The 24066-nt window shown below is 67.5% G+C and carries 16 protein-coding genes; 2 read left to right on the plus strand and 14 right to left on the minus strand.

The genetic code is table 11. The annotated features are described in order from the left end of the window. Positions 1 to 258: 258 nt before the first annotated feature. The 9 genes from H9623_RS14480 to H9623_RS14520 form a co-directional block, all read right to left on the minus strand. Positions 259 to 1998 carry a DUF6270 domain-containing protein gene (locus H9623_RS14480; protein WP_227748705.1) on the minus strand — a complete coding sequence of 580 codons (1740 nt, stop codon included), beginning with the start codon at positions 1996 to 1998 and terminating at the stop codon, positions 259 to 261. After that, a complete protein-coding gene (locus H9623_RS14485) occupies positions 1988 to 3592 on the minus strand; it encodes a heparinase II/III family protein (RefSeq protein ID WP_193720741.1) in 1605 nt (534 codons plus the stop codon). The genes H9623_RS14480 and H9623_RS14485 overlap by 11 nt, the downstream gene beginning before the upstream one ends. Further along, a complete protein-coding gene (locus H9623_RS14490) occupies positions 3589 to 5535 on the minus strand; it encodes a glycosyltransferase (protein ID WP_193720742.1) in 1947 nt (648 codons plus the stop codon). Before H9623_RS14490 ends, H9623_RS14485 begins: the two co-directional genes overlap by 4 nt. An 11-nt stretch (positions 5536 to 5546) precedes the next feature. Further along, on the minus strand, positions 5547 to 7349 hold the full coding sequence (locus H9623_RS20040) for a CgeB family protein (RefSeq protein WP_193720743.1): 1803 nt from the start codon (positions 7347 to 7349) through the stop codon (positions 5547 to 5549). 182 nt (positions 7350 to 7531) lie between these two features. After that, positions 7532 to 8779: a UDP-N-acetyl-D-mannosamine dehydrogenase gene (wecC, locus tag H9623_RS14500; RefSeq protein ID WP_193720763.1), complete on the minus strand. Its 1248-nt coding sequence runs from the start codon at positions 8777 to 8779 to the stop codon at positions 7532 to 7534. 20 nt (positions 8780 to 8799) lie between these two features. After that, positions 8800 to 10485 (minus strand): glycosyltransferase family protein, encoded by a 1686-nt coding sequence (locus H9623_RS14505; protein WP_321575460.1) that lies wholly within the window; start codon positions 10483 to 10485, stop codon positions 8800 to 8802. Positions 10486 to 10825: 340 nt separating this feature from the next. Beyond that, on the minus strand, positions 10826 to 12109 hold the full coding sequence (gene manA, locus H9623_RS14510; RefSeq protein WP_193720745.1) for a mannose-6-phosphate isomerase, class I: 1284 nt from the start codon (positions 12107 to 12109) through the stop codon (positions 10826 to 10828). Between the two features lie 16 nt (positions 12110 to 12125). Next, positions 12126 to 13595, minus strand: a complete 1470-nt coding sequence (locus tag H9623_RS14515; protein ID WP_193720746.1) for an NCS2 family permease — start codon at positions 13593 to 13595, stop codon at positions 12126 to 12128. Between the two features lie 103 nt (positions 13596 to 13698). Then, entirely contained in the window at positions 13699 to 15216 is a 1518-nt protein-coding gene (locus H9623_RS14520; protein ID WP_193720747.1) for a sugar transferase, read from the minus strand. 659 nt (positions 15217 to 15875) lie between these two features. Between H9623_RS14520 and H9623_RS14525 the strand changes: the two genes are divergently transcribed. After that, positions 15876 to 16172, plus strand: a complete 297-nt coding sequence (locus H9623_RS14525) for a DUF2530 domain-containing protein (protein ID WP_227748714.1) — start codon at positions 15876 to 15878, stop codon at positions 16170 to 16172. Here the strand turns inward: H9623_RS14525 and H9623_RS14530 are convergent. The 5 genes from H9623_RS14530 to H9623_RS14550 form a co-directional block, all read right to left on the minus strand. Continuing rightward, positions 16169 to 17419: an MFS transporter gene (locus H9623_RS14530; RefSeq protein ID WP_321575461.1), complete on the minus strand. Its 1251-nt coding sequence runs from the start codon at positions 17417 to 17419 to the stop codon at positions 16169 to 16171. The genes H9623_RS14525 and H9623_RS14530 overlap by 4 nt on opposite strands. Continuing rightward, positions 17416 to 20787, minus strand: coding sequence for a sacsin N-terminal ATP-binding-like domain-containing protein (locus H9623_RS20045; RefSeq protein ID WP_193720749.1), 3372 nt, complete (start codon positions 20785 to 20787; stop codon positions 17416 to 17418). Before H9623_RS20045 ends, H9623_RS14530 begins: the two co-directional genes overlap by 4 nt. Continuing rightward, entirely contained in the window at positions 20784 to 21785 is a 1002-nt protein-coding gene (locus tag H9623_RS14540) for a DUF3027 domain-containing protein (protein ID WP_193720750.1), read from the minus strand. The genes H9623_RS20045 and H9623_RS14540 overlap by 4 nt, the downstream gene beginning before the upstream one ends. Position 21786: 1 nt before the next feature. Next, positions 21787 to 22170: a cold-shock protein gene (locus tag H9623_RS20050; protein WP_193720751.1), complete on the minus strand. Its 384-nt coding sequence runs from the start codon at positions 22168 to 22170 to the stop codon at positions 21787 to 21789. A gap of 134 nt (positions 22171 to 22304) precedes the next feature. Then, entirely contained in the window at positions 22305 to 22964 is a 660-nt protein-coding gene (locus H9623_RS14550) for a TetR/AcrR family transcriptional regulator (protein ID WP_193720752.1), read from the minus strand. Positions 22965 to 23037: 73 nt separating this feature from the next. Between H9623_RS14550 and H9623_RS14555 the strand changes: the two genes are divergently transcribed. After that, positions 23038 to 24003, plus strand: a complete 966-nt coding sequence (locus H9623_RS14555; RefSeq protein WP_193720753.1) for an alpha/beta fold hydrolase — start codon at positions 23038 to 23040, stop codon at positions 24001 to 24003. The last annotated feature ends 63 nt before the right edge of the window (positions 24004 to 24066 follow it).

The following is a 24066-nucleotide window of genomic DNA, read 5'->3' on the forward strand; positions in this document are numbered from 1 at the left end:
GAGCATCGGAACACCGGGGCATACGACAACTGCGCCTCCCGTCCCGCAGTGAAGTCTGACCACACCTGCCGCGCCCACCACCAGCAACTAGGCAAGCACAACTGTGGCACCAGCGGGCCCTATGTGCACAGATAAGCCACCGGAGAAGGTCCTCAAATCACCCATCCATCATCAGCACCAAAGAATTCAGGGCCCGTCGACTGCGAACCAGACGGACACCTCCAAGCGAGACGCCAATACTATCGAAACACAAAGCGACTACCACTCCAGCCCTTCAAGCCCGTCAGCAGTCTCAGTTGCCGACCGACCCTCGAGAAATAAACGGAGGGCACCCGTTAGAATTTGGCGAGAGGGAGGGGTATGAGAACCGCTCCAACTCTTCAGAACGAAGACAACGTCTCCCGGCGCACGCCATCGATCTGGACTGACACGCTTCGCCACAGCGGCACGCAATAAGGGCTCAAAATGAGCCTGAACGTGCCAATCAGCCTCTTCCTGGACAAACAGAACGTTTCGGAGGCCAGCGATAGTCCCCGGCTCGAGCAAAGACGACTGCACACTGCGCTCTCCAAGTCCGAGCCGCCACTCATCCAAATTCGCATGCGCGGCGTGAAGAACGTACTCGCTCGGAAAACTCGAAGCAAGATACGAATCAACACTGGACCAGCCATATCGGAGAACATCCGTCTGAGCGTTCCACACAAACGCCGAAGCCCGCAAGTGGTTCATTCTTGATGCAAAGTGCAGGGCCGCGAAGCCGCCGCCCGACCCGCCGCACATGATGAAGCGACACCCTGACACCTCGGCGATGTGGTCGAGAATTGATGTCAAAGAACCAACCAAGTCGCCAAACTCACTCCCAAGGTACCAACCGAGAAGCGGCCGAGGAGCATGGTAGAGCGTCGGATCCGCAAACGAAACATACGGAACCCCAAGCTCACCAGCAATTCCGGCGCCAACAAAGACAGGCGCTCTTGAATAGGCCTCAGAAATTGCACCCGTGAAGAACACTGGAACATTTGCGTTGTCGCCCAGAGGTCCCGAAATCGTAAAATCTAGTTCCATGCCGTGTTCAATACGAACGGTATGAATTCCGGGCGCGAGTTCATCGGAATCCAACAGGTCCGAGAGGGTGCCCCACGTAAACAAGCGACGCTCACCAGCGAAGGATCTATCCACTAGGCGTGGCGGCGCCGACATATTCATGCGGTCTCGTTCCTGGCGGGCGCGGCCCGTCGCTAGCACCCCCTCTAGCACGTCACCATAGACCTTTCGTGAATAATGAAATGGCGCAAGCCCCCACTTGTGCTCCGAATCCACCGAGACACGCGCATGAGGCAGGGCAAGGAGAGCGAAACCGAGTCTCTCGGAGAGGAAATTCAGATAGCGACCGAACTGCGCATTCCCTAACCGTGCGCTACCAGTTAAGACCGAGTCAACCGCAATCACTCCATTAACGTCAACTCTGTCCGAGTGCGGAACCCCCAAAACCAGGACTGAACTAAACAACTCTAGCCCGTTCAAGAACTCAGCAAACCTGCTTGCGGCATCTTGAAATAGCGCAAAATGCTCGTCGGACCCAAAGGGAATCAGACGAGAGTTCCGGAAGACCGGGTCGCTCGCGAAACCGACGACCGCCTCACTCGTGGGAGTGAAGTACCCGCCACCCTCTGCATGTCGCACACCAAACCGTTCGTCCGTCAGATCCCAAAGCAAGACGTCGATTTTTGCATGACTGCGCGAGACTCGTGCCGACAAACTACTCGACAAGTCCCCATCAACCATCGAGCGCTGAAAGGTAGATTTGAGCGACGCAGAGATTGCGACAGGAGAATCAACCGGCGGTCCCATTGAGCTTATGATGCTCTGCCTAGCGACATAGTCCAGAAGTGACGTCTCTGACGTCTCTGACGATCCTATCGAATCCCGACCCACGCAACTACCATAGACAAAGACGCGCACCGGCCCATCGGGCGTACAAGCGCCATCAGACGACATTGAGACCTCCTTCGTCGATAGTGTTCCCCGCGGAATCGACGACGGACAAACGTGTGCGCACGGGTTCACCTCCCGCCCCTACAGGACGCTCGAGAACCCAAGTCTCCGAGCGCATCCGCTCCAGGCCAACGGCAGCTCGCCCGATCGTCCACTCCGTGTCGGTCGACACGTCCATCGCTTCGACACGAAGCGCCAAGCCCTCACCAATACTCGCGACAACTGAGCTGGAACTGACAGCGACAGTAGATGAGGGTGGGATTAGGAATCGCTGAACCGCCTCCGCGGGACCCCAACAGCGATCAGTAACTACCAAATCGGTTGCAGAAAGAACCTCGATGCGCCGCTGCGCCTCACAACTGCCAATAATATATCGACAGTCCACGACGTCGCGTCCATCATCGCCCACCCAGTGAACGAGCGACGCGTCCACCTTCGCCGGGGCGCCAGCCGGATAGAACCAATGGCATGGTTTTGTGTCGAACTCCCGAAAGAACAATCCACTGTGTCCCAGTTGGCCGCGAACCGCCACCGCGTCCGGATCACCGGAGTCGTAGTTTATGAGACCCCCGTCGATGACAACGTCAATATCATCTACCAGGAGCCGGATCGCGGAGTCATCCATGTGCTTGTGAACATGAGATCGACATCCCGATGAAATTGCCAGCTGGGCCCGTGAAGTGTTACGAACGTAGATTCCGTTCCCCGGCGATACAAAGACTCCTGGGACATACGTGTACTTGTGGTCCTTGGTGCGTTGAGCATCGCCTATCGCGGGAACAGTACCATGAGCCGAAATCAGATGGCGGTACCCCTCGACAACACGTGCGAACCTTAGCGCAAAGGATTGCGCCGAATTGCGATCTCCCAAGAGATCTCGCGCCACCTCCGAAATCTGCTCGATGGCGTCGATGTAGAGCCTTTGATACTGCGGCGTATTCTCGAATACGATGCCGTCCTGGTCGACGATCTCATCAAGACTTGCCAGTAGCCATCGTTCATCGTCAGCCAGTTGCGATTCATCACGGAGGACGTCATCGAAGACCCACTGTGAGTGCATGAGAGCCAGACCGAGCATAATGCCATGATTGTTCACCAGGCGAAAGCCCTCTGACCTGGCGTGAACCTCAAGGAGCGCGACCGTCTCCACCATGATCGCGTCCAGGGCGTCAATATCAATCAAGTCAATGACTGGCTCGGCATGGAGCTGGGCGCGCAGTGCGCAAAGGCTACGAAGCTGGAGAGCGATCGCATGATCTAGGCTGTTCATCCCCAGGATTGTGGGCTCGTCGGCCGCACGCTTCATGAGGTCTAGAAACTCCACGAGAATCTGGCTAACCCTTTGCCACCCGCCCGCCTCGCGTGCGAGGAGTGGGAGATAGCAAAGCGATCGATGCCACAAGCGCGTTGTCACATGATTATAGTCAAAGACCTTCCACCATTCAATCGGGAAGAAGCGGTCATCGATCTGGAACAAAAAGCCGTTTGGTAGCCGCACTTCAAATTCCTGAGGCGCAGTACTGGGCTTCACCGCCCAGCCATGCGGCGAAAAATCGCGGTACGCGCCAACGTATGAACCGAGCCGATTCGGTGTCATAGCGATCGCCAAAGGTCTACTACTCGGTCGAGAAACGCCGACACGTCGTAAGTGTCAACCATGTACGAGCGCCCCTTCTCAGCGAGAACTTGGAAGTCCGCCAGGTTTTGACTGCTACGAATATGATGAACCATCTCGGACGTCGTCGAGAAGACAAACTGCTCAGGATAGACGTACTCAACGCCCCTCCAAGGTAGAAACAGTCCTTGGTTCCCAGCACAGAATGCCTCGCCCGGCCCAACATGCGATCCTTCGTGCTCACTCATAGAGAGCACGAAGCCGAACTCTTTGGTTGCGGTGTACGTGTCCACCCAACCCTCGAACTTGACCGCCTCGCGCAACCCCATATCCTCGATATATGACTCGCATGCGGCGTAGTACGCGCGCTCCTCTGGATCAGAGTCTATCCACGGGTACTCATTCGGTGCTCTTCCAAGAACGCTCAGAGTGTAGTCCTCCCCCGAAGCGCGCAACTCATTCAGTACCTGCAGCCCAGCGAGATAGCCTTTACGGCGCGGCGCAATGCCAATCATCGCCAACCGCTTAAGGCGTTCGATTCCCTCGCCACGAAGGTAGTCTGACGTCCTATAGTAGTTTGGTATGAAGCGTACCTTGGAACGCGCGTAGCCAAACCGATCAACAACATCCTCATAACAGTGAGGTGCGATGGTGACAAAGGCTGACACGGAAGCCTCGTTGATTTGGAAGCCATAGTCTCTTCCAAGTTCGTATCTGTGCACCCTGACAATCAGCTTTGTGCCTGGTGTCACGTTGTTCGAGTACCATACGGCACACGCCGTAAGCCACTCGCACCACACTACGTCCGCCCAAGCCGCCCCCGCCCGGGACTCTGATACATCGTGTACGCGCTCAGACGGCCATTCGTCATATCGGATATTGAACACGGATGACAGTTCAGGCTCGGCATCGCGGATAAACTTGAGATCGTGACCCGCAATGAGCATGCGGGGACGAATCTCGTGTACAAATGCTATGTAGTCGTCGCAGACAAGCGCATCAATAATTGATTCAACTCGTTCGGGGATGACCAGCGCCGCAACACTGTCGCGATACTTGCTAAAGAACGCGGCAAGCTGCGTGAATGCATCGCGGGAGATCTCTTCACGTCGATGCTGGATAAGCTGACGAAGCGCATAACCAATCGTACTTGCACCGTGTAGTTCGATGTAGCTCAACCCAAGGCCTCGGAAGAACTCTTCGACCCGAGTCCAGGAATGAGCAAGTTCTGAAACTTCACGAGAACCCAAAGAGTGCATGGCCGAGTTTCCGCCGGCTTGTCGGCGCCAGTATTGAAAGAGCGGCATGTCGACATAATCTACGTCGCTCGCACACGTCAACAGTTCGGCGGTAAATACGATATCCTCGCCCATTCGAACTGCTTGGTCGAACTGAACTCCATTCTCGACGACCAGGCTCCTACGAATAAGCGCCATGCATGTAAGGCTCTGATGCTTGGCGATTGCCGAGACGCGCGCAAGTTTGTCACCGACCAGTGCTTCGGGTCGAATTCTATCGATCGTTAGCTCACGAACACCGACATAGTGGAGATCGACAGAGCCGCGGACGATGTCAACGTCATCCCTCAACGCCCGATCGACTGCGGCATTGATTCCGCGCGGACGTATGGCATCATCGCCGTCGAGGAAAAACAGCCATTCTCCTCGAGCCGCGTCTATTCCCATATTTCGACCGACGGACGGGGTCCCACTGTTCTCTTCCGTGCGCAGGACGCGCCATTGATCGATGTCGCTCGATTCCTCAAGAAGTCGCTCGAAGGTACCGTCGCTCGAAGAGTCATCTACGAAAATAACTTCATGCGCGACCTCCAAATCGAGATCACGAAGGCTATCGAGGCAAGGTCCCATCTTGTGTTGAGCGTTGTGCATCGGCACAATAATTGTCAAGAAAGGCTGAGATGCCATCAAACGAGCGTTCATACCGAAGGGACCTCCAAGACCGGGAGCGCTAGATGTGGCCGCATCGTCATCGGAAGGAAGTCCGCCGCACTCATGAGAATCGGTTGGTCAGCTGCGCTGGCCCCCCAGCGAAGAGCACTCGTGTTCCCCGAAACGATCGGCTTTAGGCAGTACGCGCGATGGAGCATCATGCGGCGTATCACCTCTTTGCTTGGAATCAGTGTTCCAACCATCAGGACATCCGGCGTCTCTAGAATAGTTCTGGGCTGGATAGGCTGGCTTGTGGCGAGACGCGCGGATACTACTGAGCACATCGAGTCATTGAATCGCGTGAAGAACTCTCCGACGCGGTGCGTCGGCACCGATGCGTCCACTATCAGGATCATGCGGTGGAATTCAACAGCTCGTCGACGGTAAGCGCCAACCATCACTTCAGCGTCGCTGAGGGAGGATACCCTGGCCGCAAGCGTGGGTAGCGGTCTCATCGATACCGTCCGGCCGAGGGCGCTGAGGATCGTCTGAGCCCGGTGCGCATACGTGTGAGCCTCGAGTACCGTTTCTTGTCCTCGGAGGGTGTTGGATTCGATCTCTTCCTTGTTTAACTGAAGGAAACGATCACGATCCCTGTCCATGAACACGACGGAATCTCCGAAGTACCTTTCGATTCCCGGGGAATAGTTGGAAACAACCATTGTTCCCGACGCGGCCAGTTCGAACACTCGACGCGCAAACATGCTGTTGGATGTTGTCACCGTATTGACGTTCATCCCGATGGTTGCGCGGCGATACAAGTCCGCGGTCAGACTGTGTTTGACCGCGGGGTGGATGTACCTTGCGTACTCATCCGGGTACCGCCGGTCAGGCGAATTGACCGCGGAATCGCGGTCGTAGATCGCGAGCGATCGGCCAGATTTGATTACGTCATTGAACATTGACCGCATAGCGCTGGAGCGCTCTTCGTGAATGCTGTACCAAGCCCCGGCGAAGATGATCTGGTCTCGCCGAGCATGCAGCGGGAGTGGGTTGAATAGTTGAGTTTGCGCCGCGAACGGTAGAAGGCCGACTCTCCCGGACCCCATGAATTTCATGTAGTCCGGGATGCACTCTTCAGCCGTAGTGAATACGTGGTCGAATCGACTTGCAGTATCCACAAAATCGTTCACCCTGTCGCCGAAGTGCGTCGGATCTTCCTTGTTCCAGAAGATCGTTGGGATGCCCATGGTTTTGCAGTACGAAAGAATATCGAAGAGTACACTGCGGTTCTCGTAGGCGAACTTTACGCTTCCGTAGATCATTCCGCGCCAGGGGCGGGTGATCGGATCGACGCCGGCCCAAGCGGATTCGCACAGAAGAAACTCTGGTTGATGCTTTTCCATCTGTTCCCGCCACGACGAGGGATCGAGGGCGACCGCGTCGAATTCGGGCGAGAAGCTGTTGTACGTAAACTCGTCACAAATGATCGCAACACGCACGTCCTTCGCGCGTTCCGCCTTGTTGGCGTAGGACTGTTCGATATCGTCCGGAGTTGCGATGCGCGGAATTATCTGTCGCTCGATTGGCCAGTTCGATCTGTTCTGGCTAGCGTCGTCCGGATCTTCAGTTCGGGACGCATTCATGGTCGCGGTTGGCACAGGCGTTTGTGCTGCCGCGCCATTCGTGCTGCCGCGTGCGGCCGAAGTAGCTGAGTCGCCTTTTGGTCGGGCACTCGATTGCGCGGGTGCTGGGGCCTGGGCGAGGCGGCGGACGGCGCTCTCAATACGGCCCTCGCGAATATCGCGTCGGCGGTCATTGGCTGAGGTGATTGCGACATAGATTGCCACGAGAATGGCAACCGCCGATACGCTGAGTGCCCTATAGTTCTGGTGCAGGAGAGCAGTTCCGCCAAGTATTACAATCGCAATCGCGATGATTGTTCGAATTCCCCCAACTCTTCCCACGGCGAATCGTCCTAGTGCGCTTCTCGTGGTTGAGGTACTGCGAGAAAGATATCGCTTCACCATGTTCATCGCCACATTCCCCGAGTATCGATCGAGATCGTCGAGGGCACCGATTCCCTTAGGTTCTCCTGGTGGAACGCATCATGGTCGACAAGGAGAACCGAGACGTCGGCCCGCATCAACGCGTCCTCAAGTGACACCAATTCGACGTTTCGACGGTTTGCCAGCTCCTTGGGGAGTTCCTCGATGTGCGGCTCGACGACGAGGATCGTCCCATCGGCCATCTCGTCCGCAAGCTGTTCGACGATCTTGCGCGCCGGAGACTCGCGAAGGTCATCGATGTTCGCCTTGAAGGCGAGACCCAGTGCGGCCACGGTCGGGCTCGCGACGCCCTCCGCGGCTGTGCGCACCTTGTCGATGACCCACTGAGGCTTCGCATCGTTGACCTCCCGGGCGGTGCGGATCAAGCGCGCGTCCTCGGGGGCTGCGTCGACGATGAACCACGGGTCCACTGCGATGCAGTGCCCCCCCACACCCGGGCCGGGCTGGAGGATGTTCACGCGCGGGTGGTGGTTCGCGAGGCGGATGAGTTCCCAGACGTCGATGCCCAGGTTGTCGCTGATGACAGAGAGTTCGTTGGCGAACGCGATGTTCACGTCGCGGAACGAGTTCTCCACGAGCTTGGCCATCTCCGCCGTCACGGCGTCCGTCAGGAGGATCTCGCCCTGGCAGAACACCTGGTAGAGGTCGCGAGCTCGCTCAGCAGCCTCGGCAGTGAGCCCGCCGACGATACGGTCGTTCGTGACGAGCTCGATCATCACGCGCCCAGGGAGCACACGCTCCGGACAGTGCGCGACGTGGATGACCGGGCGGCTTCCCGAGCCGTCGAGGCTCAGGTCCGGACGAGCCTCGAGGATCCAGTCCGCCATGCGCTGCGTCGCTCCGGGAGGGGACGTCGACTCGAGGATCAAGAGTTCGCCACCCTGGAGCTGAGGCGCGATCGCCTGAGCAGCGGCCTGGATGTACGACAGGTCCGGCTTCATGCCATCCGTGAAGGGCGTGGGCACAGCCACGATGAAGGCGTCCGCCGGGGACGGTGTGAGCGCTGCGCTCAGCTTCCCCTGCGTCACGGCCCCCGCCACGTACGTCGCGAGGTCCGGCTCGACGAACGGTACGTCGCCGCGGTTCACCGCATCGACGGTCCTCTGACTGATGTCGACCCCGAGGACCGTCACGTCCTGCGACGCCAGGATCGCGGCCGTCGGCAGGCCGATGTATCCCAGTCCGATCACCGCGACAGAGCTGATGCCCATGGTGTTCACGTTCTCCCTGCTCAGACGAGGACGTGCGAGTCCGCACGTCCGTAGAACTCGACACGGCCGCTCGCAAGGAGCTCGGCGTCAGAAACTGTCCAGGTGTGCGCCCCGGACCCGGAGCGCACCTGGACAAAGTTGAAGCGGTCCGCCGAGTACACGCGTGCCCCTGCATCCACAGCATCCCGGAGGAAGGCGGTGTCCTCACCGCGGCCCACATCGTGGAAGGGGAGGCCCGTCGCCAGGTCTCGGCGAGCGACGATCGTCGGTCCCATCACGAAGTCGGTGAAACGGCGCTCACGGTCGGCGAAACGCAGCAGCGTGGCGTCCATGCGCTCGACGTACATGTAGTGTGCCTGCTTGCCGACGACTTCCGCACCGCTGTACGCCATGGCGTACAGCTGGTCGGAGAGGTACTGCGCGCCGTAGAGGTCGTCGTCGTCCATCTTGGCCACGACGTCTCCGTCCGCGGCGGAAACCAGCCGGTTCAGGCAACCTCCGAGCGAGACGTCAGAGCCAGCAGTCAGGAGCACCAGCTCCTCGATGCCCGCCGCCTTGGCGCGCACCCGCAGGTCTGCCTCGTCGACCTCGAACCCGTGGGTCAGCAGCGCCAACTGAAGCGCGACATCCTCCTGGCCGCCGACCGTCCGCAGGACGTGGTCGAGCTGGTGTGGCCGGTTGGTCGAGACCAATGCTGTGACGGACGGGCGCGGAACCACCGGAGAGTCCGCCAGGCCGACACTGTGCAGCACGCTCTGCATGCGGGCCCCGTAGGTGTGCTCGCGCCAGATTCGGCGCTGCCCCAGGTGCGTCGCACGATCGCGCAGCTCCTCGGAACGTACGAGTGCCCGCACGGTGTTTCCTGCCTCCGCACGCTCGGAGACCACGAACACCTCGTCCGCGGGGAAGAACTCACCGATCGCGCGGCTCGGGGTGGTCACGACGGGTGTGCCGCAGGCCGTGATCTCGAAGACCCGGCGAGCGCACATGCTCGGGGAGCCCACGATCGAGTTCACGTTGAGGAACACCTTGTACTCGCGGTAGGCCGTGAGCATCCGCTCGTAGTCCAGAGAGCCCACCACGCGGTCGGCCAACGGCTCCGGGAACTGGTAGTTCTTGTCGCCGCCCTGGAAGCGGGAGAAGATTTCCAGCCCGTGCTCCATGCGCGACGAGACGTCGAACGCCCCACCCAGGAGCAAGTCCATCTGCTCACGACGTTCGGGGTACTTGTGGGCGAAGTACATGCCACCGAACGCGACGTCCCGCTCCGGACCGCGCCCGTGCGGCCGGATCGGGTTGTGGATCGCGGGCTGCGCGGCAAAGGGGAGAACGCTCACACGGTCGTGGCCGAGCCGCGCGACGTAGTCAGGTACCCGGTCGACGTCGGTCGTGCAGACGTGGTCGAAGAGCGCCGCCGCATCGAGGAAGTCCTCGAAGTGGACCGGGTCCTCCTTGTTCCAGAAGACCGTCGGGATGCCCCGCTCACCGCAGTACGCGACCAGCTCGACGAACGCCGGTCGGGGGGCCGACGTCCCGGTGAGGTGGTACTGCCAGGCCCCGCCGTTGCCGTTCCATGCCGACTCGACGAAGAGCAGGTCGATCGGCTCGTCAGCCAGCACCTGACGCCATGACGAGGGCTTGAGCAGCACCTGGTCCCACTCGAACGCGAACGCGAGCCGGGAGAAGTCGTCAAGGATGACGCCCACACGCAAGCCAGGCCGAGCAGGCAGACGACCAGAGAAGTCCCACGGGTCGAATGTCAGTTCGCCATCACTGGTGCGGTACCCACCTTGCCCGCTCCCCGAGGAGGGAACGCGCTGCCGACGGAGGAAGGACTGCAGCTGGGAGACCCCGCCGTGCCGAAGATGCCAGAGGGCCCGGCGCGCCGCGCCCAGTCCCCCGCCCCTGCGAGTCGTCACATCTGCCATCCTGCTCGTTGCCTTGGAGCACCCGTATCCAGCGCGGACGCGGGAAGTGCTCGGACGAGCAGGCCTCGGAGTGCGGCACTATAGTACCGCTCCCAGGTGACTCACAGTGGCATGTGTCTCACGGCACGAAGGCGACGACCACCCGGCCGGACCCGCGCAGCGCCAACGTTCCCGTGGCGTGCGGGACGAAGACCGACTCTCCCGCACGCACCACTGCCCGCAGAGATTCACCCGACCGGTCGCTACCGACAGCAGGACAAAGCGTCTCGATCTGCCCATCGAGGACGAGGACGATCCGGGGGCCCTCGGCCCGCACCGTCACGGCTCCGTCGTCGGCCGACAGCTCACCCATGACGAGCGCGAACTCCGGGATCGCCGCGCGGTACTCGCGGAGCCCACCGCCCTCAGCGAGTGCGCCCCGACGTCCGGCCCCGCGCCCCGTCCCGAGCGGCCGGACCCGCGGGCGCGCCGCAGGCCCCGGCGAGTACACGACGCACGCCAGGAGCGCCTCGACGTCGACCCGCTTGGTGGTGAGTCCGGCGCGCAGCACGTTGTCCGAGCTCGACATGACCTCGACCGCGCACCCGGCGAGATAGGCGTGCACGTGCCCGGCCGGGACGAACATCGACTCCCCCGGCTCGAGCGTGACACGGTTGAGCATCATCGACACGATCGCCCCGGGATCCCCCGGGTGCTGCTCCGCGAGGGCCACCACCGTCGCGTCGGCACGCGGCGACGTCGTGCCTTCACCCAGACGAGAAGCGACGTCGGCGACGGTCACGGCCAGGTCCGCCGCGACGTCGGGCAGGGTCCTCGCGTGCAGCGCGAGCGTGAACGCCTCCTGCAACCCGACCGCAGAAGGACGCACCTCGAGCGCGGCTCGCATCCGCGCGACCAGGTCGCCGCGCAGCCCGTCGAGCAGCTCCAGCACCCGCGTCGGGCGACGGAACCCCGAGAGCCCCTCGAAGCGGCTGATCGCGACGACCATCTCCGGCTTGTGCTGGTCGTCGTGGAAGCTGCGATCCGCGGACCCCCGCGGGATGCCCGCCCGGTTCTCGCGGTTGAACCCCGCCCGCGCGCGGTGCGGCTGCGGGTGGACCTGCAACGACAGCGCGCGGTCCGCAGCGAGCACCTTGAGCAGGTACGGCAGGCGGGGCCCGTACTCGTCCAGCACGCGCTGCCCGAGCATCGCGACCGGGTCTGCACGGATCAGGTCCGCCAGGGACGCCGAAGGCCCGCCGTCGGCCGAAGCCGACGACGGGCCTTTCGGGTGTGCGCCCATCCACATCTCGGCGAGGGGACCTCCGTCCTGCTCCAGGCCCAGCAAGGAGTGCAGGGCACTCCTCGAACCCCAGTCGTAGGACTGGAGCGTGGGCGTCAGGTGCAGGATCGGCGAGGTCATCGCCAGCGAGCGTACGTCAGACGCCCAGGGCGTCGCTGATCGGGTCGAGGGTGAAGTAGATGACGAACGCTGCCGCGGCCACCCACATGAGCGGGTGGATCGCCTTGACCTTGCCCAGCGCCAGCTTGATGACCACGAACGCCAGGAAGCCCGCACCGATCCCGGCCGTGATCGAGTACGTGAAGGGCATGAGCGCGATCGTGAGGAATGCCGGGATGGCCACCTCGACGTTGTTCCACTTGATACCCGTGATCTGGGTCATCATGAGGAAGCCGACGAGGACCAGGGCGGGCGCTGCGGCCTCGCTCGGGACCAGGGCGACGAGCGGCGAGAGGAACGTCGCCAGGAGGAAGGCGATACCGGTCACGACGGCCGAGAGGCCCGTGCGAGCCCCCTCGCCCACGCCGGTCGTCGACTCCACGTAGCTCGTGTTGGACGAGACGCTCGCAGCGCCGCCGGCAGCGGCCGCGATCGAGTCGACGACCAGGATCGCGCGAGACTTGGGCGGGTTGCCCGTCTCGTCGAGCAGACCACCCTCCGAGCCCACGGCGACCATGGTGCCCATGGTGTCGAAGAAGTCCGCGAGGAGCAGAGAGAAGACGAGCAGGACGACCGTGACGACGCCGACCTTCTCGATCGAGCCCAGCAGCGAGAACTGGCCGAGCAACCCGAAGTCCGGCACGGAGACCGGGCTGCCGTCGAGAGCCGGGGCGTTCAGGCTCCAGCCGTTCGCCGCGCCGGCGCCCTTGGTGCCGACGCCCGCGATCGCCTGGATGACCACCGCGAGGACCGTCGCGGCGAGGATCGAGATGAGGATCGCTCCCCGTACCTTGCGCACCCACAGGACGATCATGAGGACTAGGCCCACCACGAAGACGAGGATCGGCCAGCCCGCGAGGGACCCGGTCGCGCCGAGCTGGAGCGGCGTCCCGCCGCCCGAGGCGACGAAGCCCGCGTTGACCAGACCGACGAGCGCGATGAACAGGCCGATACCGACGCTGATCGCCGTCTTGAGCTCGACCGGGACGGCGCGGAACACGGCCTCACGGAAGCCCGTGAGGACGAGCACGAGGATGATGAGGCCCTCGATGACCACGATGCCCATCGCGTCGGCCCACGTGACGTCGGGGATCGTGGCGATCGTGAACGCGACGACCGCGTTCAGGCCGAGCCCCGCGGCCAGAGCCATGGGGTAGTTCGCGAAGACGCCCATCGCGATCGTCATGATCCCGGCGACGAGCGCCGTGGTGGCCGCGATCATGGCCATGTTCGGTCCGTCGGTGCCGCCGCCCAGGAAGCGGCCCGTGCCGTCCGCACCCGAGAGGATGATCGGGTTCAGGATGATGATGTAGGACATCGCGAAGAACGTGACGAGACCGCCACGGATCTCGGCGCCGATGGTCGAGCCGCGCTCGGTGATCTTGAAGAAGCGGTCGATGCCGCTGGAACGCGGGGGTGCTTTGCGCTCGTCAGTCGTGGTGGTCATGGGGAGAATGTTGCCAGACCTCGTGTCGCGGCCCCGAATCGTCCACATGCCGTGCTAGTGAGACGTGGCGATCGTCACGTCCGCAGCCGACCAGCGGTACCCCTCAGTACGCGCCGTGCCCCGAGAACACGGCTCTGGCCGTCCTGGCCAGGATGAGGAGGTCCCCGAACAGCGTCCAGTTCTCGACGTAGTAGACGTCGAGGCGCACGCTCTCCTCCCACGACAGGTCCGAGCGCCCGCCGACCTGCCACAGGCCCGTCAGGCCGGGCTTGACGAGCAGGCGGCGACGCACCTTCTTCTCGTACGTGCTCACCTCGCGCGGGAGCGGCGGGCGGGGCCCGACGAGGCTCATGTCGCCTCGCAGGACGTTGAAGATCTGCGGCAGCTCGTCGAGCGAGTAGCGGCGGATGAAGCGGCCGACGGGCGTGACCCGGGGGTCGTTGCGGATCTTGAAGAGCGGCCCGGAGCCCTCGTTGGTCGCGGCGAGCGCGGCCAGGTCGAGGTCCGACCCGACCCGCATGGACCGGAACTTGAGCATCGAGAACGTCTCGCCGTTGCGCCCGACCCGCTCCTGCGAGTAGAAGACGGGCCCACGGCTCGTGAGGCGCACCGCGAGGCCCACGGCGACCAGGACGGGCAGCAGCAGGAACGTGAGGAGCGCCGCACCGAACCAGTCGGAGATCGACTTGACGACGAACTTGGGCCCGGTGAAGCGCGGGGCGTCGACGTGCAGGAGCGAGACCGACTCGGCGGGCGTGATCGTGATACGAGGCCCGGCCACGTCGACCAGCTCGGTCGTCAGCATGAGGTCGACGCCGACGGGCTCGAGCTCCCACCCGAGGTGGCGCACGACGTCGGCGGTCACGGCGTCCGAGCCGCTCACCGCGACGCAGCCCGCGCCGATCCGGACCGCGACCTCGCTGGCCGCGCGCAGGTCGCCGAGGACCGGCACGCCCAGGATGGCGTCACCCTCCCCCGTGCGCCCGCTCGGGGTGCACACCGCGACGACCCGGTAGCCGGAGCTGTCGCGCTCGTTGAGGTCGCGGATCAGCCGCTCGGCCTGGTCCCGGTGACCGATCGCGAGGACGGCCGTGCGGTGGGTGCCCGCGGTGCGCTTGCGGTGCAACCACTGGCGCCAGAAGTAGCGCCCCAGGAGCAGTCCGGCGAGGCCGAGGGGGAAGGCGAAGATCAGGTAGCCGCGGGCTTCCTGGAAGCGCAGGAGGAACGCGAGGATCGCGAGGACGCCGAAGAGGCGCCAGGACGCGTCGAACACCCGCTGGTACTCGGTGGGGCCGCTGCCCACGACCCGGACGTCCCGGGTCTTGGCGAGCGCGAGGGAACCTGCCCAGGCCGCCCCGATGAGGATGCTGAGCACGAGGTAGGGGAGGAACAGGTTCTCGCGGACGGGCTGGCTGATGAACTGGTCCCAGCGCATGAAGTAGGCGGCGGTGACACCGATCGTGATCGCGAGGAAGTCCGTGGCGACGAGGCGGATCCGGTACGACCGTTCCCACGAGACCGTGGCGAACGCCTCGCGAACCGCCCGAATCGGTCCCGGGGGGGCTGTCGTCAGGATGTGGCGGAGTCCACGACTCGAATCCTGAATGACGCTTCCGGCCATGGCCCGGCTACCTCTCGATCTATCCGGCAGCCGCTTCTGGACCGCCGGAACGCCTCATCGTAAGAGTCGGCAAGCAAATTGATGAACGAACTACCGGCCTTTTCACCCGGGTGAGAAGGACCTTCGCCCGGCGGGTCCGGGCGCCGGATGCCGCCGATCCCTGGACCCGTCCTACACACTGGGCACGACCGGTGAATGGAGATGGACGGATGTCCACCTCGAGGAACATGCTGCATTCTTCGACGTCACGCACCGATCACCTCGAACCATTTCTTGGACAATCGTCCTAGGAATTGGTGGCGTCAAGGCTTCGGATCGTAGCGGCTGGAGATACGGCCCCGGAACCCCGTCCGCAGGCCGCGTCACCCGGGAGGGACGGGCCGGCGGACGCCTTGTGACAGCGGTCACGGGTGAAAAGGTACGACCCGACCTGGCGCGTCGCACCCCCCGTCGGGGCCTACCGCTGCGATACGCGCGGTTCGTCCCGTTTGGCATCGCCAGCAGCGTCGCACCCCTACCGGAGGTAAGGCTTTTAGCACGCCGCCCGCGCGGATCGCCCCGCCGACACGCCCTTCGTCCGACGTCCCGTTTTTCACCCGCCGGCACGTGTCCGCGCTCGTCCTCGGACGCCCGGGTCGTAGACTTCGAGCGTGCCCTCGATGCTCTCCCTGCTGATCCACCCGGAGCGACGGCGACCCAACGCGCCGGCGCTGCGCGTCGATCTCCGACCGGTGATCCTGGTCGGCATGAGCCTGTGGGCCGTCGGCCTCGTCGCTGCCGTCGTCCTGCTGGCGCTCGACCGCGCGACGTTCGAGCTCCCCGCGACCTGCGCCGCGGGGATCGCGCTGGGCGTGGTCGCTCTCGGCTGGGAGCGGCGCAACCGGAGCGAGTACCGCTCGGCCGACGACGACCCGGCAGCAGCCGACGGCGACGGGACCCCGGAGACCGCGGCCTAGCCCTCGATCCCGGCCCGACGGCGCGTGGTCCGGTTCGCGTGCACCGACCACCGCGGCACCCACCGCGCGAGCGCCACCGCCCCGAGCAGTCCCACGGTCCCGGACGCGACGATCCCGCCCGCCAGGCTGCCCAGCGCGGCCCCCGCCGACACCACGAGCGGTCCGAGCGCGGCCCCCGAGTCCTGGAAGAGCCGCCAGATCCCGAGGAACTGCGCGCGGACGTCCGGTGGCGCGACGTCGGCCCCGAGCGTCATGAGGATCCCCGAGCCGATCCCGTTGCCGAAGCCCATGACCATCGCGACCACGGCCACCCCCGCGACCGTGCTCGTGAGCGGCAGGACCACGATCGCCCCGCCGAGGACCACCATGCACGGGATCGCGACCCACAACCTGCCCATGCGGTCCATGACCTTGCCCGCCGGGTAGAACAGCAGCATGTCGACGGCCCCGGAGAGCCCGAAGACCACGCTCGTCGTGGCAGGGCTGAACCCCAGGTGCTCGGACCACAGGGGCAGCACGACCTGACGGGCCGCGCGCGTGGCCCCGACCATCACGACCGCGATCCCGAGCGTCGCGAACACGCGCCAGCTCCCGGCGAGCACCGTGCGGAAGCTTGCCGGGGCCACCGAGCGCCGGTGTGCGGTGGCGCCCGCCGCGACGTCGGGCACGAGGGCCGTGACGAGGCCCGCCACGACGCTGGTCCCGACCGCGAGCCAGTAGACCGCGGACAGCTCCCACACCCACAGCACGGCGGCCGCCGCGAACGGTCCCACGAACGCCCCGATCCGGTGCGTGCCCGCGAGGGTCGACAGGGCCCGGGCCCGCTTGAGCACGGGCGTGACCTCGGTCAGGTACGCCTGCCGGGCCAGCATGAAGACCGCGTTGGTCATGCCCACGCAGAACACGCCGGCCCCCAGGACCCAGAGGTTGGGCGCGAGGGCGCACGCGACGAGCCCGACGATCGAGGCGGCCGCGGCCGTCATCATGGCGCGCCGGTCGCCGAACCGGGCCGCGAACGCGCCCGCGGGCACGTCGCCGGCGATCTGCCCGAGGCCCAGCAGCGCGACCACGAACCCGGCGAGCGCTATCCCGGCCCCCATCGAGATCGCGCTCAGCGCGATCACGGGGACGATCGCGCTGACGCCCGCCTCGAACACGAAGGTCGGGACGTACACGCCGCCCACGAGGCGGCGGTCGAAGATCCCGGACGGACCGTGGGCGCGGGGCTCCGAGACCTCCGACGTCACGCCTCGTCCCACGCGGTCTCGGCGAGCAGATCGTCGGCCGCGGCCGGGTCGGCCAGCGCCGACTCCAGCAGGTGCCGCGCCCCGGGGCGTCCGGCGGCGGTGGCCAGGCCGCGCGCGAGGCCCGCGGTCGTCGCGGCGTGCACCTCGACCCCACGCCTGCCCGCGCACACCCACCAGTCGACCTCGACGCCCCCCACGAGCAGTGCGTCGTGCTCGAACCAGCCCCCCGGCGTGCCCGGGACGAGCGCGGCCACCCGGGGGTCGAGCTCCTGGGGCGAGCCGGCGTCGTCGGGCACGGGGACCTCCGGCGAGCCCGGCGCCGGGAGCAGCGGCAGGTCCAGCAGGTCGGCGAGCGTCGCGGCAGCGTCCTCGGCGTCCTGCCCGTCGGCGACCGGCAGGACCCACCGGGTCTGGGCCCACATCGCGCTCGTCGCCACGGCCAGGTCCTCCGCGCGGACGCACGTCGCGGCCGAGCCGCGCAGGCCGGGCAGCCGCTCGGGCAGGTCGTCGAGCTCCCGTCCGTGGGCCGCGTGCGCGAGCGCGCCCAGCCCCTGCCACACCGCGAGCGCGGCGGGCAGGTCGAGGGGCGTGCCGACGTCGGGCAGCGCGGCCAGGTACTGCGGCCAGTCGCCCGTGCCCAGGTCGGCCAGGCGGGCCGCGCCGCCCAGCGCGCGCACGACCTCGGCGTCCAGCCCGCGCGTCTGCGCGGGCGGGTCCGGCAGGAACGGCACGCTCCCCGGCTCGGCCGCGAAGGGCGCACCGAGGTGCCGGCGCAGCCACCACGCGGTGTACGACGGCGCATCCCCGGTCCGCGGGCCGCCCTGGTTCTGGACGGGGCTGAGCAGGGCCGCACGGGCGTCCTGGTCCTGGGCGATGCGCGCGAGGACCTCGGGCCAGGCGTCGTCGGCGACGGCGTCGAGGTCGGCGACCGCGTCGAGGTCCCCCACGTAGGCCCCGCCCCCGACCTGCGCGCCGAGGAACGCGAGGTAGTCGGCCCAGCCGTCGAGCCAGGACTGCGGGTCGTCGGGCTCGTCGGGCAGGTCCGCGTCGGCGTCCCAGGGCGTCAGCACGTCCCGGACACGGTAGACCGACACGTCCGCCTGGACGCCCACGGCCCGCAGGACGTCCTCCCCCCAGCGCTCGGTGACGCCGTCGGCGAGCGGGACCAGGCCGTCCAGGTGGTCTGCGGCCCACGACCCGGGCACGACGCACTCGCGCCCGGGCGACAGGTCGTCGTCCGCGGTGGGCAGCGGGAGCTCGCCCCACCAGAAGGGGAGGTCCGCCGGCAGGGCGCCCTCCGCGAGGGCCGCGCGCACGAGGGACAGCACCTGCCCGACGGCGTCGGGCACCGGGTCCGGCCCCTCGCCCCGGGAGCCGGTCGCGTCGAGCGGGCCCGTCGTCGGCGCGCCGGACGGCTCGCCCCACGGGTCGCGGTCGGTCGCCGGGTCGGTGAGGCGGTCGAGCAGCTCGCCGTCCGCGGCCTCGTCCGCGAGCCGCAGCACGTGCTCCCGGACCGCGGGCTCGACGAGCAGCCCCCGGGCGGACGACGGCGTCGCCCCCAGCCGCTCCAGCAGGGGGTGCGCGGCCTCGGGGTGGACCAGGCGCAGGCCCAGCGAGCGGGCGAGCGCGAGCAGGTCGGCGCCGCTCCCGTCGGTGCCGTGCTCCCCGTCGGTCCCCAGGAGCAGGGCGCCCCGCGCACCCCGCACGGTGCGGCCGTCCGCGAGCGGGACCGTCACCGCACCGAGCGCGTCGAGCACGCCGGGCTGACCGACGTGCGGCGCGAGCGCCGCGTAGACCTCGCGCCACGCAGCAGGACCCATGCCCGCGGGGAGCTCCTCGAGCACGTCCGCCAGGTCACGGGAACGCACCCCGAGGGACCGGGCGACCGCGAGCAGCGGCGACGGGACGTCGACCAGGTCCGGCGCCGCACGGCCGAGGACGGCCACGACCGCCGGGTCGCGGCCCACCTCGCCCGCGAGGACCTGGGCGTCACGCGGCGCGACCAGGTGCAGCGGGCCCGACGACCGGGGGGGCGAGGACCCGTCGGGGGCCGCGTCGGGCGCCGCGTCGGGCGCCGCGTCGGGCGCCGCGTCGGAGACCGCCGGCACGACGGGTGAGAGGAGCGGGGTGCCGCGCAGCGCGGCGAGCGCGGACTCCCGGACCTGGGCGTCGAGCGCCCCCGCCGGCAGCCCCATGGGGACCAGGCCGAGGACGGCGGCCCCCCGTTCGGGCGCCACGAGGGCGAGCAGCCTGGCGTACGCCTCGCCCGCAGCCCGGGCGAGGGCCTCCGTGGCCGGGCCGGGAAGGACGTGCCGACGGCTCGGGTCCAGGGGGAACGACGCGACGAGGAGCGCGGGGACGGTCAGGGGCTCGTCGGTGGGGGTGGGGGCGTGCAGCACGCCGGCGGCCGGCCCGTCCGCCGCGCGACCGGACCGGGGCGACGCCCACAGCAGGCTCCACCCGACGTGCCGCTGCTCGACCGGGAGCAGGTCGAGCACGTGCGGGTCGAGGACCCCACGCTCGCGCACGACCGTCCAGCGCGCGGCCACGTCGTGCAGGCGCCGCGACCGGACGGCCCCGTCCTCGCCCTCGACCTCGACCAGGACCTCGCCCAATGCCGGCAGGGCGAGGAGCAGCGCGTCGTCGACCTCGTCGACCTGTCGACGGACCGCGTCGACCGCCGCCGCGTCCCGCAGCCGGAGCGCGACCACGGTGTCAGGAGACCCCGTCGACCCGCCGCCCTCGGCAGGTGGCAGCGCGTCGGCCGCGAACGGCAGGCGCAGCACGGGCAGGGCGTCGCCCCGCTCGCGGGCCGCCGTCTCGAGGCGGTCGGCCGCCGCCGACCCCGACGCCTCGCGCGCCGCCGCGACCACCTCGTCCAGGGCTGCGCGTGTGCGGTCCAGGGAGAACACGACGCCCCCGAGGGTCGACCGCACCGACACCTCGTCCGCGACGGACCGCACCGCGGCGAAGCCGACCCCGAACCGGCCCACCCGCCCGGGCGGGCCGTCCGCGGCAGGAGGCTCCGCCGTCGGGCCGGACCGGTCGGCGACCTTGGCCGAGGCCCGCATCGAGGCCAACGACGCGACCCCGTCGGCGTCCAGGGGTGCGCCCGAGTTCTCCGCCACGAGCCACCACGCACCCGCCGCGTCGCGCACGAGGCGCAGCACCAGGCGTCCCGGGACGCCCGCGTGCGCCGCGGCGTCCGCCGCGTTCTGCGCGAGCTCGACGACCACGCGGTCGCGGTAGTAGCCGCGGGCGTGGTCCTCCTCGGTGTTCGCGTCCTCCCGGAACCGCGTCGGGGACGCGAGCCACGCCTCCGTGACGGCTCGGCGAAGAGCCGAGGTCCCGAAGGCGTCCCCCGTCACCGGGCCGGCTCGTCCGGGTCCGGGTCCTGCGCCGAGGCGTCCTGCGCCGTCTCCGGTGCGTCGCTCCGTGCCGTCGACCCGCCCGGCTCCGGGAGCGAGATCTGCGACAGCGCGAGCTCGATGCTCGCCGCCGCCTCGGCCGACCGCTCGGCCGTGGGGGCGGACGAGGGTGCGGCGGCCGTGGCGTCTGCCGCGCGCGCCGCGTCGAGGAGCTGCACGATCTCGACGTCCATCTCGTCGATCAGGGGGTCCGCCGCGGGCCAGTCCGTCGGGTGCGGCTCGACGTCCGTCTCCGAGTGCGCACCGCACCCGTGGTCGAGGCTCACGACCTTGCCGTCGTCGGGCGACCAGGCGTTGGCGCACACGCCGAAGACCTGCCCCAGGGCTCCCTGCAGCGGGACCAGGAAGCCGCACGAGCTGCAGTCGGCCCCCGAGACGACGGCGCCCGGCGCCGTCGGACCACGCGTCCCGCGGTACCAGCGCTCCGCGGCCTCGTCGCGGCCCTCGGGCGAGAGCACCCGCGCACGAGCCAGCGCGAGCTCCTCGATCGCGACCGCGTCCTGCTCCTCGTCGCCCGTGGGGACGTAGCCGGGCTCGAGCCGCGGGTCGTCCGCCTGGAACGGCAGCACGTCGCCCACGCCGATGTCGCCGGGGCGCAGACGCTCCGACCACGGCAGCCACTCGGGCGCGAGGATCGACCCCTCGCCCGGCAGGAGCTCGACCTCGCACACCGTCGCGGTCCGGCCCCGCGGGACGCGGGCCAGCGTCACCGTCCAGCGCCACCCCCGGTACCCGGCCATGGTGCAGGCGAACTGGTGGGAGATGAGACGGTCCTCCTCGACGACCGTCCCCAGGTGCTCGCCCACGTCCCCGACGTGCTCGGCGACCTGCTCCGCCGCAGCACGCGCCAGGTCCACCGCGCCCATGAGCACGGCGTCCTTGGCGGCGCGCGCGCTCACACGACGGGTCGAACCTTCAGCAGCGGCCACGGCAGCCATGTCATGCCTCCAGGTCGTCGGCGACGGCGCGCAGCACCTTGGCGAGCTGGGCTCCCTGCGCGGCATCCGGGTAGCGGCCACGGCGCAGCGAGCCGCCGACCTTGTCCATGACCTTGATGAGGTCCTCGATCACGACCCCCAGGTCCTCGGCCGGGCGGCGCTGGGCCTTGGCCACGGACGGCGCAGGGTCGAGGAGCTTGATCGCGAGCGCCTGCGGGCCCCGACGGCCGTCGGCCACGCCGAACTCGACCCGGGCACCGGGCTTGGGCGCAGCCGCGCCCTCGGGCAGAGCGGAAGCGTGCAGGAAGACCTCGTCGCCCTCATCGCTCGCGATGAAGCCGAACCCTCGTTCGGTATCGAACCACTTGACCTTGCCGGTGGGCACGTGAACCTCGTTTGTGCTCGTGGGGAATCAGAACTCCCAGGTTACCGGGACAGCGCCCGTGCAGTCGCATCGCCGGGCCGGGCGCCGCCCGGCGCGCAGCAGACGGCGCCCCGGGCGCCCGTCCCCGGGCGGTCTCAGCGGGGCTCGAGCGCCCCGAGGACCGTGGCCGACGCACCGGCGGCCAGCAGGCGACCGCGCACAGCCGCGGCCGCGAGCGCGTACGGGCGCTCGTCGCCCAGGAGCAGGGACCGGGCGTTGGCCGCCTCGTAGAGCGCCAGGAGCTCGAAGGCCAGCAGCTCGGCCTCGTCCTGGTCGATCGTGAGCTCGCCCGCGGTGATCGCCGCCCGCACCTGCACCTCGACGTACCCGTTCCAGTCGGTGTGCGCCGCCCGCACTGCGTCGCTCACGGGCCCGGGCTTGGAGTCGACGTCCGCCGCGGTCGCGGCGAAGAAGCAGCCGCCGGGGAAGACGCGGTCCCGGGAGTAGACCAGGGCGTTGCGCAGCAGCGCGACCAGGCGCCGGAGCCCTCGGGGCTCGGCGCGGGCGGGCTCGACGATCGTGGCGAGGAAGATCTCCCTGGCCGCGGCGACCGTGGCGAGCTGCAGCCCTTCCTTGCCGTGGAAGAGCGTGGCGACGCTGCTCTTGCTGCGGCCCGACTCCTCGGCCAGGCGGCCGATCGTCAGTCCGTCGAGCCCTTCGACCGAGGCGAGGTCGGTCGCCCGGGTCAGGACGGCCTGGCGCGACGCGTCGCCACGGATGCGTCGGCCGTCGCGGGCAGGAGGAGGGGTCGGCATCCCCCTAGCGTACGAACGATCGATCACATAGTCTACAAACGAACGTTCGTATTTCTTACTGGAGGGGTCCGTCATGCTGTCCACCCTGGTCGGCCGCAGCCTGCGGGCCGCCGCCACCGTGTCCCCCGCGCTCGCCGGTCGCCTCGCGCTGCGCGCCTTCTTCACCACCGCACCGCGCCTGCCCGTGCGTGACGACGACGCCGTCACCCACCACGCCGCACGCCGGTCCTGGCTCCTCGCACGTGGCCGCGAGCTCGCCGTCCACGAGTGGGGCACGGGCGACCGCGTCGTGCTCGTGCTCCACGGGTGGCGCGGGCGCGCCTCGCAGCTCGCCCCTCTCGTGCGGGAGCTGGTGGCCGAGGGGTTCCGTGTCGTGTCGTTCGACGCCCCGGCGCACGGATCGTCCCCGGACGGTCCGGCCGACATCCGCGACTGGGTCGCAGCCGCCGAGGGCCTGCACCGGGCCCACGGCCCGTTCGACGCGATCGTCGGTCACTCCCTGGGAGGCCTCGCCGCGCTCACCGCGGCCCGCTCGACCGTGCCGACCGGTCGCGTCGCCGTCGTCGCCGGCGTCGGGCGCCCGGACCCGTTCCTCACCGAGTTCACCCGCACGCTCGGCCTGGACGACGCCACCCGCACCCACCTGGAGAGGGCCTTCCACGCCAGGGTCGGCGAGTCGCGAGAGTCCGCCGCCGAGCGCTACGACGCCGTCGCGCACCCCCTGCCCGCCGGGACCGAGCTGCTCGTCGTGCACGACCGGGACGACCGCCGGATGCCCGACCACGACGCGGTGCGGCTGCACGACGCCCACGCAGGAAGGTCCCGCCTGGTGCGCACCGCCGGGCTCGGCCACACCCGCCTGCTGTCGTCCGACGTCGCCCTCGACGCCCTCACCGCGTTCGCCACGGGCGGGCTCGCGGCCGTCGACGCCCTCGACGCCGGGCAGGAGGCCCGGCAGGTCCGGGAACCCGGGCCGGACCCGGTGTGCACGACCCCGGGTGACGACCGCCGGGTCGCGGCAGGGACGACCGGGCGCTGAGGCCGCCGCGGGTGCCTGCGTACCGTCCGCGCCTCGGGGACACGTGAGGGGCGCGCCCCCGAC

It is taken from the genome of Oerskovia douganii (assembly GCF_015142735.1).
Classification (GTDB): Bacteria; Actinomycetota; Actinomycetes; order Actinomycetales; family Cellulomonadaceae; genus Oerskovia; species Oerskovia douganii.